Source organism: Actinoplanes lobatus (assembly GCF_014205215.1).
Lineage (GTDB): Bacteria > Actinomycetota > Actinomycetes > Mycobacteriales > Micromonosporaceae > Actinoplanes > Actinoplanes lobatus.
In genome coordinates this window covers 2760013-2772680 of sequence record NZ_JACHNC010000001.1, presented here as the reverse complement: position 1 = coordinate 2772680, position 12668 = coordinate 2760013, and the positions used below count along the sequence as shown (strand labels likewise).

General features: G+C 70.9%; 8 protein-coding genes. 3 read left to right on the top strand and 5 right to left on the bottom strand.

The genetic code is table 11. The features are described from left to right. The first annotated feature begins 70 nt into the window (after positions 1 to 70). The 3 genes from BJ964_RS12740 to fxsT (BJ964_RS12730) all read left to right on the top strand — a co-directional run bounded on the left by BJ964_RS12740 (position 71) and on the right by fxsT (BJ964_RS12730) (position 6237). Positions 71 to 1576, top strand: a complete 1506-nt coding sequence (locus BJ964_RS12740; protein WP_229806621.1) for a HAMP domain-containing sensor histidine kinase — start codon at positions 71 to 73, stop codon at positions 1574 to 1576. Between the two features lie 198 nt (positions 1577 to 1774). Then, positions 1775 to 2839, top strand: a complete 1065-nt coding sequence (locus tag BJ964_RS12735) for a 3-deoxy-7-phosphoheptulonate synthase (RefSeq protein WP_188120869.1) — start codon at positions 1775 to 1777, stop codon at positions 2837 to 2839. Between the two features lie 143 nt (positions 2840 to 2982). Continuing rightward, complete coding sequence (gene fxsT / locus BJ964_RS12730; RefSeq protein WP_268248011.1) at positions 2983 to 6237, top strand: FxSxx-COOH system tetratricopeptide repeat protein; 3255 nt, start codon at positions 2983 to 2985, stop codon at positions 6235 to 6237. Here the strand turns inward: fxsT (BJ964_RS12730) and BJ964_RS49085 are convergent. The 5 genes from BJ964_RS49085 to BJ964_RS12705 all read right to left on the bottom strand — a co-directional run bounded on the left by BJ964_RS49085 (position 6226) and on the right by BJ964_RS12705 (position 12506). Then, positions 6226 to 7509: an HEXXH motif domain-containing protein gene (locus BJ964_RS49085; protein ID WP_188120867.1), complete on the bottom strand. Its 1284-nt coding sequence runs from the start codon at positions 7507 to 7509 to the stop codon at positions 6226 to 6228. The genes fxsT (BJ964_RS12730) and BJ964_RS49085 overlap by 12 nt on opposite strands. Continuing rightward, positions 7506 to 8624 carry an FxsB family cyclophane-forming radical SAM/SPASM peptide maturase gene (locus tag BJ964_RS12720; RefSeq protein ID WP_229806620.1) on the bottom strand — a complete coding sequence of 373 codons (1119 nt, stop codon included), beginning with the start codon at positions 8622 to 8624 and terminating at the stop codon, positions 7506 to 7508. The genes BJ964_RS49085 and BJ964_RS12720 overlap by 4 nt, the downstream gene beginning before the upstream one ends. An 88-nt stretch (positions 8625 to 8712) precedes the next feature. Further along, positions 8713 to 8922, bottom strand: coding sequence for a hypothetical protein (locus tag BJ964_RS12715; RefSeq protein WP_188120865.1), 210 nt, complete (start codon positions 8920 to 8922; stop codon positions 8713 to 8715). Positions 8923 to 8948: 26 nt separating this feature from the next. Then, positions 8949 to 11690: an FxSxx-COOH system tetratricopeptide repeat protein gene (gene fxsT, locus BJ964_RS12710; RefSeq protein WP_188120864.1), complete on the bottom strand. Its 2742-nt coding sequence runs from the start codon at positions 11688 to 11690 to the stop codon at positions 8949 to 8951. Between the two features lie 534 nt (positions 11691 to 12224). Beyond that, on the bottom strand, positions 12225 to 12506 hold the full coding sequence (locus BJ964_RS12705) for a hypothetical protein (RefSeq protein WP_188120863.1): 282 nt from the start codon (positions 12504 to 12506) through the stop codon (positions 12225 to 12227). Positions 12507 to 12668: the final 162 nt, after the last annotated feature.

Sequence of the window (12668 nt, the reverse complement as noted above, 5' to 3'; positions counted from 1 at the left end):
CCGAACCCGACGCTCTGCCCGCTGGCGCAGTCCCGCAAGCTGGCCGCTGCGCACCCGGATCGTCGCCATCATGATCAGCCTGCTCACCGTACTGGGCCTGGTCGTCGGCGGCACCGCCGAGCTCTACCTCTACACCTCGCTGCACAAGCAGCTCGACGACGACCTGGACGAGTTGGGAAAACGGATCAGCGGCCCGGGGCAGGGGCAGCAGGGAATACCCGGCCCCAACAAGTTCAACACGAAGCTCAGCGAGGCCATCAGCCGCGGGCCGACCGGTGCCATGAGGACCGGTTCCATCATCGTTGTGATCCCGGACGGCGGTGACCCGGTCGGCGGGCTGGTGCAGCCGAAGGTGACCTCCACCGAGGCGGACCGGCCGGGTGACAACACCTTCGCCGAGCTCTCCCCCACGATGCTTGCCACCCTCCGGAGCAAGGTGCAGGTGGAACAAAGGGCCGACATCGATCTCGGCAGTTCCCTGCCTGAATACCGGGTGATGGTCAAGGAGATCGACGGGGAAACCGTGTACCTCGGCATCTCGCTGGAGAAAGCGAACAGCACGCTCGTCACCGTCGCGATCTTCACCGGCTGCGTCATCGTGGGTTCGCTGCTGATCGCGGGTTGGGGTGGGGCGCTCATCGTCCGCCGTACCCTCAAGCCTCTCGATCGAGTGGCAGCGACCGCGACCCGCGTCTCCGAGCTCAGGCTGGACCGCGGCGAGGTGCGACTCGCGCAGCGAGTGCCCGAGCAGGACACCGACCCGCGCACCGAGGTCGGCCAGGTCGGCGCCGCGCTCAACCGCATGCTCGACCACGTCGGCAACGCCCTGGAGGCGCGGCACGCCTCCGAGATGCAGGTCCGGCAGTTCGTCGCGGACGCCAGCCATGAGTTGCGCACCCCGCTCGCCGCGATCCGCGGCTACGCCGAGCTGTCCCGCCGCAGCCGGCAGGTCGTGCCGGACGAGATCGCGCACGTGCTGAACCGGGTGGAGTCGGAGGCCAAGCGGATGACCGCCCTGGTCGAGGACCTGCTGCTGCTGGCCCGTCTGGACGCCGGCCGTCCGCTCGCCCAGGACGCGGTGGACCTCACCATGCTGGCCGTCGACGCCACGAGTGACGCGCACGCCGCCGGGCCCGGCCACTACTGGCAGCTCGACCTGCCGGATGAGCCGGTCACCGTGGTCGGCGACGGCGCGCGCCTGCACCAGGTGGTCGCGAACCTGCTGGCCAACGCCCGGACGCACACGCCGGAGGGCTCGACCGTGACGGTCAAGGTGGGCTCGGTACGGAACGCCGCGGTGATCCAGGTCATCGACAACGGTCCGGGCATCCAGCCGGACGTGGTGCCACGCATCTTCGAACGGTTCGCTCGGGGCGACAGCTCCCGGTCCCGCGCGGCCGGCAGCACCGGTCTCGGCCTGTCGATCGTGCACGCCGTGGTCACGTCGCATCGGGGCAAGGTGGGTGTGCAGAGCCGTCCCGGCCAGACCGTCTTCACGGTGATGCTGCCGCTCGGCCCACCTCCTGTCGTCCCAACAGCTGAACAGAGACCGGAGATGCTGCAACCGGTGCGCTGAGGTGGCTATGCTGGCGGGCATGTCTCGGATGTGGTCGTTTTATTGGTTTACGAGGCCGGCTCAAGCCGGTGCCTCGGCCATGACCGCATGACCTGAGACACCCGCCAGAGCCGGCAAGGCAGCGACGTCGTCGCTGCCTTTTTGTTTGCCCCGAGCAAACCGGCTCTGACCAGGGCCGGTCGAAGGAGAGAGATCACCATGACCGCCCCAGAGGTGCAGCGCGTACGAGACCAGCGGATCGAGAAGGTCGTCCCGCTGATGAGCCCGGCGCTGCTCCACCACGAGCTGCCGCTGACGTCCGAGCTGCACGACACCGTGCTGGCCGGCCGCAAGCAGGTGGAGGACGTGCTCAACGGCCGAGATCAGCGCCTGATCGTGGTCGTCGGCCCGTGTTCGGTGCACGACCCGGTCGCCGCCGGCGAATACGCTTCTCTTTTGCAGAAAGAGGCGGAGCGGCTCAGCGAGGACCTGCTGATCGTGATGCGGGTGTACTTCGAGAAGCCGCGTTCCACGGTCGGCTGGAAGGGCCTGATCATGGACCCGGGCCTGGACGGCTCGGGTGACGTCGGCACCGGCCTGCGGATCGCCCGCAAGCTGCTGCTCGAGGTCGTGCGGCGGGGCCTGCCGGTGGCCGTCGAGTTCCTCGACCCGATCACCCCGCAGTACATCGCGGACACCGTGGCCTGGGGTGCGATCGGCGCCCGGACCGTCGAGTCGCAGGTGCACCGGCAGCTGTCGTCCGGCCTGTCGATGCCGATCGGCATGAAGAACCGCCCCGACGGCAGCGTCTCCACGGCGGTCGACGCGATCCAGGCCGCCGAGGCGTCGCACGTCTTCCCGGGCATCGACTACTCGGGCACCCCGGCGATCCTGCACACCACCGGCAACCCGGACTGCCACCTGGTGCTGCGCGGCGGTGGCGGCAAGCCGAACTACAGCGCCGAGGACGTCGAGTCGTCGCTCGCGCTGCTGCGCAAGGCGGGCCTGCCGGAGCGCCTGGTGATCGACTGCTCGCACGGCAACAGCAACAAGGACCACAAGCGGCAGCCGATCGTGGCCGAGGACATCGCGCGGCAGATGGAGTCCGGCCAGCACGCGATCAGCGGCGTGATGCTGGAGAGCTTCCTGGAGCCGGGCCGGCAGGACCTGGGCGGCGAGCTGACCTACGGCCAGTCGGTGACCGACGCCTGCATGGGCTGGGACGCCACGGTGGCGGTCCTGGAGCGGCTGGCCGCCGCATCGGCCAAGCGCCGCGCGCTCTGAACGGGTGGCCGCCGATCATTCCGGGGCAGAAGGTCGGCGGCACCACTAATTGCGATCATGAACGTCAATGTGAAAGCGGCATTTTCGGGCCTCTCGCGTCGTCGTACGATTAAGCCTCGCCGACCGCGAATGAGGGCCGTGACGTGCTTGATCGGCAATTCACCTTGGACGACCGGCAACGACTGCTCGATGCCCTGCTCGACATTCCCAGCATGCGTGATCCGAATGAGCGGAATCGCTACGCCGCGGAACTCGAGGCACGGCTCGGCCGGCCCTTGCAGGCGTCCCGCTATCCCGACGCCCGGCACGACGTGTGGTCCCTGCTCGGCGCCATGCTGGCCCGCTCCGGTGGCCTGCGCACCTTCGTCCGGGTGGTCTACGACCTGCACGGCGAGGGCCCCGCGGTCCGGGAGCTGGAGCGCCTGGCCGAGGAGCTGGAGCGGGAGGTCCTGCTCGCGCCGGCCGACCGGGAGGCCCTGCTGAACCTGCTCGCCGGGGTGGGCTCGCCGCACCTGGCCACGGCGGCCGCGGTCGCCGGGCATCGGGCCCGCGAGATCACCGCGCTGGCCGGCGATCCGGCGGCCCTGGTGCGCCGGCTGGAGACCGCGACCACCCAGGCCGGCGGGGCGCCCCTGCTGCTGGCGTTCGTGGATCGCCTCGCCCACCTGGTCGAGCCGGTGCAGGCGCTGAACCTGCACCGCTGGATCGATCTGGTGGCCGGTGGCAGCGGGCTGACCCAGGCCACCGTCCGCGGGTTGTGCATCGCGAGCCGGCGGGAGCAGGAGAGCGCCGACCTCGTACCGGAGCCGGCCGAGCCGTCGCCGCCGAGTCGGGCCGCCGAGACCGAGCCGGAGCCGAACCGGGCGATCCTGCCGCCGCCACCGGAGGACGCCGGTGACGAGCCGCCGGACCGCCGGCCCATCTGGGGCAGCGTGCCCGCCCAGAACCCGGACTTCACCGGCCGTGAGGCGATGCTCCGGGCTCTGAACGAGTCCCTGGTCACGAAGTCGCAGATCTCGGTGCTCCCGCAGGCGCTGCACGGCTTCGGCGGTGTCGGCAAGACCCAGCTCGCGGTGGAGTACGTCTATCGCTACGTCAACGGTTACGACCTGATCTGGTGGATCCCCGCCGAGCAGCCGACGATGGTCCTCTCCTCACTGGCCGAGCTGAGCAGGCGGCTGCGGCTGCCGGAGAGCGACAGTCTCCAGCAGACCGCGGCGACCGTGCTGGACGCGCTGGCCTCCACACCGCTGCGCTGGCTGCTGGTCTACGACAACGCCGACCAGCCGGACGAGCTGGCCCGCTTCGTCCCGGTGACCGGCGGGCACGTCATCGTCACCTCACGCAACCAGGAGTGGGGCCGGCTCGGCGACGCCGTGGAGGTGGATGTCTTCGACCGGCCGGAGAGCATCGAGCTGATCCGGAAACGGGCCAGGGACATCTCCGTCGAGGACGCGGACCGTCTCGCCGACAAGCTGGGTGACCTGCCGCTGGCCCTGGAGCAGGCGGCCACCTGGCACGCCGAGACCAGCATGCCCGTGTCGGAGTACCTGGAACTGTTCGACGCGCACGTCCGGGAGTTGCTCTCCGAGGGCAAGCCGACGTACTACCCGACCACGGTGGCGGCGTTCCTGGCCCTGGCCGTGGAGCGGCTGCGGGCGTCCAGCCCTGGCACCGCGCAACTGTTCGAGCTGTTCGCCTTCCTCGGCGCCGAGCCGCTCTCCCAGGAGTTGCTGCGGACCGGGCGGGAAGCGCCGCTGTCCGAGCCGCTGCGCACCACCCTGCGCGAGCCGATCGAGATGGGCCGGGCGATTCGGGCGGTCCGGCGGCTCGGCCTCGCCCGGGTGGACCTGGACAAGAAGATCCAGGTGCACCGGCTGATGCAGCTCGTGCTGCGCGAGAGCCTGGACGGGGAGCAGCGCGAACGCAGCCGGCGCAACGTGCAGCTCATCCTGGCGCACGCCAACCCGGGCGACCCGGACGGTCAGCAGGGCTGGGCCATGCACGCCGAGATCGGCCCGCACATCGTCCCGGCGAACCTGGTCAGCGCCGACTTCCAGCAGGCCCGGTCGGTGGTGCAGGACCAGATGCGTTACCTCTACCTGGTCGGCGACTACGAGAACAGCCGCCGGCTCGCCGAGACGGCGCTCCCGGTGTGGCGGGCCGGCGACGGTCCGGACATCGGCCCGCAGGGCGCGCTGACCATGCTCGCCATGCGGCATCTGGCGAACGCGCTGCGGTCGCTCGGCGAGAGCAAGCGGGCACGCGAGCTCACCGAGGAGGTGTACGGCGTACTGAGCGGCAGTCCCGACTTCGGCGTCGACCACGAGTACACCCTGGTGACGGCGAACAGTCTGGCGCTCGACCAGCGGATCCTCGGCGACTACCGGGCGGCGCTCGCGATCGACCAGGAGAACCTGGAACGGCACCAGCGGGTGTTCGGCGAGGACGACCTGTACACGCTGCGGGTGTTGCAGAACGTGGCGGTGAACCTGCGCATGCTCGGTGACGTCGAGCATGCGCACCGGATCGACACCGACCTGGTCCAGCAGTGGAGCCGGACCGGCCCGAACCGCTACCAGACCCTCCAGTGCCGGGCCAACGTGGCGCGGGACCTGCTGGCGATGGGCCGGCACCAGGAGGCGCTGGACATGGTCAGCCAGGTGGTGCCGGACCTGCGGGCGGAGTTCGGCCCCCGGCACACCTACGTGCTGCTGGCCTCGCGTACCCAGGCCATCGCCCTGCTCCGGCTGGGCCGGTTCGCGGAGGCCGTGATCAGCGCCCGGACCTGCCACGACGGCACCCGGGCCCGGCTCGGCCCGAACCACGAGCACAGCCTCGCCGCCGCGATGACCCTGGCCAACGCCCTGCGTACGGTCGGCGAGATCGGCCAGGCGCACGACCTGGCGAGCACGGCGCTCGACGCGTACCGGCGGGACTTCGGCGGGCAGCACCCGTTCACGCTGGCCGCCGAGGTGAACATGGCGCTGCTGCTGAGGGCGCTGGGCGACTACGAGTCGGCGCAGGAACTGGACGAGGACGCGGCCGCCGGCTTCCGGGAGGTGTTCGGGCCGCACCACACGTACACGCTGCGGACGATCAGCAACCTCTCCAACGACCTGGCGCTGCGGGGCAACGCGCCCGGCGCCCGCGAGCTGTCCGAGAGCACGCTGGCCGAACTCACCGGCCATCGGGGCGACGAGCATCCGCACACCCTGGCGTGCGCCGGAAACGTGGCGTTCGACCGGATGGCCACCGGCGACGCGGAGTCCGGCCGGCGGCTGCTGGAGCGCACCCTCAACCTGATGGCCGTGGTCCTCGGGCCGGACCATCCGGACACCCTCGACCGGGGGCGGGGGCGGCGGGCCGAATGCGACCTGGAGCCGTCACCGACGTAGCGACTCCGCGTTGCGCCGCTGCCAGGCCTGGTGGGCACCGTGCAGGTCCTGCTCGGCGCGGCGTACCACCCTGCCGGGCAGCTCCCGGGCGGCCAGCGTCGCGAAGGCGGCCCGCACGCCGGCGGCGAACCGCTCGCCGGCCGGCAGCAGCGCGGCTGAGCCGTCCAGGCTGCGCAGGCCCCAGCGCACCTGCTCACGGGCGAGCGCGAGTTCCCGGGTGGCCGTCTCGGCGAGTTCCGGCGCGCCCCGCAGCCGGTCCCAGAGCTGGCCGATCCCGAGGAAGGCGTACAGCCCCTGGAGCAGGCCGCCGACCGGTCGCGGATCGGTGCGCCACGGCGCGAAGTGCAGCTCGGTCGAGGCCGGATCGGTGAGCGGCTGGATGTCGAGCACGCCGGAGAGCTTCGAGTGCTGGAACTCGTGGACCAGCATCACCGCGAACTCGGCCGGGGTGGACGGGCGGGTCAGCCCGAAGGCGCCGAACGCGTCGCGGATGGTGGCGCTCCGGGCCGAGTGTGCGTCGAGTCTCGCCAGCGGGACCAGGGTGCGCAGTCCCGCCGCCAGTTCACCGGCCCGCTCCCGGTCGTAGCGGGCGATCAGTGACCACCCGGCGGCGAAGGCGTCCTGCCAGCGCCGCAGATCGTCGTCGCTCAGCCGGTCCGCCGGCGGTGCGTGGTGCCCGCCCCGGTACGCGTCCAGATCGTCCAGGGTCACCACCAGCTCTTCCCGCTCCGCCGAGCCGGTCAGCTCCCGCAGGACCTGCCAGCCGGTCTGCCGCTCGACGGTCACCCGGCCCCGTCGGACGATCGCGGCGAGCGGGGTGTGCCCCGGTTCGGCGGTCAGCGCCCGGCCCAGGCCCGGCAGCGTCACCCCGCCGGGCGAAGCATGCACCACCAGGTCGGCGTCCACCCCGGTGAGCGCGGCCGCGGCGGTCGCGACCGCGGACAGATGGTTGCAGTCGACGTCGAGCGGAACCTCGGACCGGGCCGCGCCGCGCAGCCGCCGGGTGGTCCGCGCCGCCCAGGCGCCGACCAGCGGGTCGGTCAGCAGCCGGGCGAAACGCTCCGGATCGGCGGCCTGCGCCCGGGCGAGGACATCGACGGCCCGGTCCCGGTGGGTGCGGTCGCCGCTCCAGGCGGTGGCGATGAACTTGATGAGAAGCAGGTGCTTGCTGAGCTGGGCGTGTGCCAGCGCGGCGACCGCGCCGGCCCCGCCGTACCCGCCGGCCAGCCCGGCGAACTGGGCGGACGTGAGCTGATGCCACCTGATCGTCACTGCCGTGCCCCGGTGAGTCGGGCCAGGTCGTCGGCGACCCGGCAGTGGACGTGGGTGATGAGCCGGGTCAGATCGGCGCAGTAGACCGACGGGTTCCGGAATCCCTCCGACCGGCGGTAGCGGTGCGCGTAGTGGCCGGCGCCGCAGATCCGGCGCAGCTCGCACGGCCGGCAGGAGTCGGCGAGCGCCCGCTCCCCGATCTGCCGGGCGACGATCCCGGGATGGACGAGGGCCGCGTCCAGGTCGTGCGTCAGCACATTGGTCCCGGTGGCGCACGCCCCGTCGTACGCGGATTTGAGGGAGTCCTCCTGCTCGACGGCCCCGTCGGTCTCGATCACCGCGACCGCGACCGGGCTGAGCCCCACCTGCTCGCTGCGGCTGCCGCCGCCCAGCACCAGGTTGATCACCGACTCGAACAGGCGGATCCGGGTGGCCTGGTGTTCGGCCCCGTACCACTCGTCGAAGATCGCGATGAGCCAGTCGGCGTACGGGGTCTCTCCGTCCCGTGCCCGTGGGGGCGGCTCCGCCCAGTTGGCGTGCGGGAACAGAAGGTCGATCGCCGGTGGGTGATAGCCGAGCAGGGTCCGGTAGCAGGCGAGCGGGTCGGTGTCCGGATCGATGGTGCAGAGCAGTCCGGCGTACGCGGACCGGTTCTCCGCCCGGTCTAGCAGGGTGAGCGCCCGGTGCACCGCGGCGAAGCTGCCGCGGCCGTCGGCCCGGCGCCGGTGGCGGTCGTTGTCGGCGGGCGCGCCGTCCAGGCTGACCCCGATCGCGACGCCGAGCGACCGCAACTCGGCGAGCATCGCCTCGTCGAGCAGGACGCCGTTGGTCTGCAACCCGAAGTCGACGGCACAGGTGCCGGTGAGCGCCGCACGCATCGTGCCGACGATCGACCGGAGCCCGTCACGGCCGGCCATCAGCGGCTCGCCGCCGTGCAGGATGAGGCGCACCGTGTCCAGCCGGTGGGCCCGGGCGTGCGCACGGATCCGGCCGGCGGCCGCCGACGCCACTTCGGCGGACATGACCGCGGGCCGGGTCCGCCAGCTCTGGTCGGACATCGTGTACATGTAGCAGTAGTCGCACGCCAGATTGCAGCGCTGATGGACCTTCAGCACGAAATCCCGAAAGGGACGTGGTGACCAGCCCTCCGCGATCAGTCGCGGGACGTCCAGTGCCCGGTGCGGCCAATCGGGGGTCGGCGCCTCAGAGAGGACTTGGCTCATCGGGCGCGAAATTCCCGAAAGCAGCCAGGATCTCCCGGTTCCCGCTCATCTCGGCGACCAGCGCCGACAGCGAATTCGCCAGCACCGAATCGGTCGAGGGAAGCAGCTGATCCAGCGGTATGCCAGTGACATCGATCAAGGTCGTCGGCAGTGCGTCGCCACTCCCGGCCACCCCGGGACCTGCGGCCATCCTCGCCTCCTCGCCCGCCGCCGCGATCAGGTCGGCGGCGGCTCGATGTCACACTCCGCGCGCACCCCGAGAGCGGCGTTGACCGTGCTCGGATGGTGCGGTCCGAGCACGCGGCGGAGGCTGCCAAGTGTAGTGTCCAACAACACTTGAGCGCTGCCCGACTCGCCTGCGTTTCTCAGTTCCAATACGAGATCGACAGCGCACGCGAGCGAATCCGGATGATCCTTTCCGCGCACTCTCTGAGACACTTCGAGGGTACGTCGAAGCAGGTCACGGGCATCGTCGAATTGTTGATCGAGAGAGAGATCGGTGGCGTAGTTCGCCGCCGCGGAAAGGGTGTACGGGTGTTCATCACCCAATCGCTCCTGTAACTCGGTCAGGGTCATCCGATCCATCTCCAGGGCGCGCGGATCGCTCAGCGCGCGCAGGATGATCGCGTGGTTCACCTCGGCCGCCAGGGTGACCGGGTTGAACCGGCCGAAGACCCGCCGGTACCGCGCCACGGCCAGCTTGGCCAACTCCAGGGCGTCGTCCGGCGGCCGGTGCTCGGCGACCGCCAGGGCGCAGCCGACGTTGGCGAGGCTCATCATGGCGGCCAGCGTGTGCTCGTGATCGGTGCCCAACTGGGTCAGGCCGGCCTCGTAGTTCTCCCGGGCCAGGCGCATGGCTTCGGCGTGCCGGCCGAGTTTGCGCAGGGCCACGACGACCGTACGGACGCTCATCAGCACCTGCTGGTGCCGGGGGCCCATCCGTGCCCGGAAGGTCGGCAGCACCTCCTGTTGCAGGTCGTAGGCCTGCTGGTAGTCCCCCAGCCCGAAGTGGTCACGGGCCAGGTTGCCGATCGACAACAGGGTCCGGGCGTCCCGGTCGCCGAACAGGTCCCGCCGCCGGCGCAGCACCTCCTCGTCGATCACGAAGGCGCTCCGATAGTCGCCCAGCAGACGCCGGTTGACCCCGAGGTTGTTCATCTGATGCAGGATGCGTTCCTCGTCCTCGGGGTCGGCGGCCCGGCAGTGCGCGAGCGTCTCCTCGTCGACCTCCAGCGCCTGCGGGTAGGCGCCGTTGATCCGGTGGTGCGCCGCCACGGTCCGCGCGGCCCGCAGCGTGAACCGGTGCCGGTCCCCGTATCCCGCGCTCTCCCGCAGCCGGTTCCAGGACACGATGCTCAGCTCCCGGGACTCGTCATAGCGGCCCAGCGCCCGCAACGTCTCGGCGCGCTCGAAGGTGGCCCGCATGGCCAGTTCCTCGACCGGCTCGGTGGCGTCGTCCGCGTCGGCCGGGGTCCACGCGGCGATGGCCAGGTCGGCCAGGCTCAGACTGCCCGCGTAGTCGCCGGCCCGGTTCTGGTAGCGGATCTGGTCGACGACCAGCCGGCGGGCGGGCAGGTGGGCGGAGCCGATCAGCCCGGCCGGGACCACGTGCGGGGCGATCTCCGCGTACAGGTCCCAGGCCCGCATGTCCTCCGGTGCGCCCGGATTCGCGGCGGCCAGCAGCAGCTCGGCGTTGGTCCGGCCGCGCTCCCGGGCGGCCGCGTCGAGTGCCTCCCGGAGCGCCACCTGGACCAGCCGGTGCACGGTGATCCGCCGGGTCTGCTGCTCGACGGTCGCCAGTCCGTACCGGCGCAGGGTCCGTACCGTTCGGGCCATCTGGATCGGATCGCTGAGCGCCCGCGCCAGCGGCGCGGTGACCGGGGCGTCCTGCCCGCTGCGCAGCAGGGTGACCGAGACCGGCTCGGTGCCGAGGTAGGCGAAGACCTCGAGGAGCTGGGCGGCGCTCGGCGCCTCGTGACGCAGGCCGTCGACCGCGATCCGGACGAACGCGACGACCGTGTCGGTGTAATGCTGCGGCCGTCCGGTGGCCAGCAACTCCTGCATGTGCTCATCGAAGAGCTGCATCAGCTCACCGACCGGCATCAGGGTCGCGGCCTGGACGGCGGCCACCTGTTCCAGAGCGAGCGGCAGGTCGCCGAGCCGGTCGGCGAGGCGGTCCGCGTCGGCGCCGCCGATCTCCCGGCCCCGCCGGCGCAGGAACTGGATGCTCTCGGCCCGGTCGAACGGCCGCACCTCGATGGCCGTGCCGACGTTCGCCCAGTTCGGGTCGCGGGAGGTGACCAGCACCTGGCCGCGCGCCGAGGAGGGCAGCAGCGCCAGCAGTTCGTCGGAGAGCTCGGCGTTGTCGAAGACCAGATGCCAGGCGACCCGGCCCCGCTCCAACTCGCTGATCACCGACCGTACGGTCTGCTGGAGGTCCCGGTTCGCCGGCAGGTTCAACCGCTCCCCCAGGTCCGCGAGGGCCCGGCGGGCCGGCATCGGGTCGTGCGCGGGCACCCACCAGACCAGGCCGTTCTCCGGAACCGCCCAGCGGTGCAGGTACTCCACGGCCACCTGTGTCTTCCCGGCGCCGCCCAGCCCGTGCAGGATGACCGGCAGCGACCGGCCCTCGCGCAGCCGCCGCCGGACCTCGTCGAGGATCAGATCCCGGCCGGTGAAGGCGCTGTTGCGTTCCGGCAGGTCACGCGGCCGGACGGTGGCGGACGGCTGGTCGCCGACCGGTTCCTCGACCGCTTCCTCGACCGGCTCGGGCACGATGAAGTCCTCGCTCGGCGCCGCCACGGCCGGGCGGGTCGAGTCGTCCGAGGCCGGTAGCCAGAGTTGCAGGAACTGCCGGACCACCTCGTGCGGGTCCCGGCGGTCCACCGAGCGGACGGCCAGCACACGGACCACGCAGTCCAGCTTCACCCATTTGGGTAGGCCGTCGCCGCGAAGCATGGCGCTCACCGTCTCGTGACTGACAGTGTCGGCGAGGTCCCCACGGATTCTGACATCGTTGCTGATCATTCGGACGCCCGGTTTTCCGGCGCTGCGATAGAGCTCGTGCAGGGCGAGGACCAGATCCCTCAGTGGGCCCGGGGGCAATTGATCTGGTCCGGGCATCTGTACCGCCACGAGTCACGCTCCTGACGCTGACAAGAATCGTCAAGTTGTGTCAGACAGGATTTCACGAGTATCGGGCGTACGCCAACCGTCAACTTATGGCGATGAATGCCAGGATCCGTTCTCGCACATTCCGGAGGCTCGACGATTGGTTCATGGAAAAGTTCGTCGCGGAGGGGCGTCGAATGCGTGATCATAAACGGCCCGGCACCGACCGGGTCACGAACGAGCTGGCCTTCGTGGCCGTCGTGGTGACGATCCTGATCCTGATCCTCACCGGAAAGCTCAGCGGCGAATCGACACTTCAGGCGATCGCGTGCCTGGCGGCCACCGCCGGACCCTGGCGCCGGGCAGCAGCTGAGAACAAGGCTATGGAGCGGATCCTGCGCCCGGGGCGTCCGGTGGATCGCCGGCGTAGTTGTCGAAGGCGGAAAGAACTTCCTGAGCACCGTCGAATTCGATCAACAAGCGCCGGATGGCGTTGGCGAGCACGGAATCGCCGTCCGCGATGAGACGGTCCACCGGAAGATCGGTGACGTCGATCAACCGAGACGCGCCCGGATCGTCCTGGCCGGCGCCGCCCATGCCGCCCTCCACCTGATAAGGGCCGGGTTGCTCACCCGGCCCAGCATGCTCACGATAGCTAATCACAAGGTCATCCGACGGTCGTTCGCGGCCCTGCGAGCTTCTTATCTTGCGGATGCCGGCCCGCTGGGCCGTGGACCGCCCACCGGTCCCACCTGGACCGGCCGTCATCGCCGGGGCGGCGGAACGTTGTACCCGATGCGGCATGAGTCCGGTAGGTCCCACTGT

What these genes read in the sequence shown, in the direction of transcription:
- BJ964_RS12715 (WP_188120865.1), bottom strand. Translation starts at nt 8,922, where the DNA reads ATGGCCGCAGGTCCCGGGGTGGCCGGGAGTGGCGACGCACTGCCGACG.
- BJ964_RS12735 (WP_188120869.1), top strand. Translation starts at nt 1,775, where the DNA reads ATGACCGCCCCAGAGGTGCAGCGCGTACGAGACCAGCGGATCGAGAAG.
- fxsT (WP_188120864.1), bottom strand. Translation starts at nt 11,690, where the DNA reads ATGCTTCGCGGCGACGGCCTACCCAAATGGGTGAAGCTGGACTGCGTG.
- BJ964_RS12740 (WP_229806621.1), top strand. Translation starts at nt 71, where the DNA reads ATGATCAGCCTGCTCACCGTACTGGGCCTGGTCGTCGGCGGCACCGCC.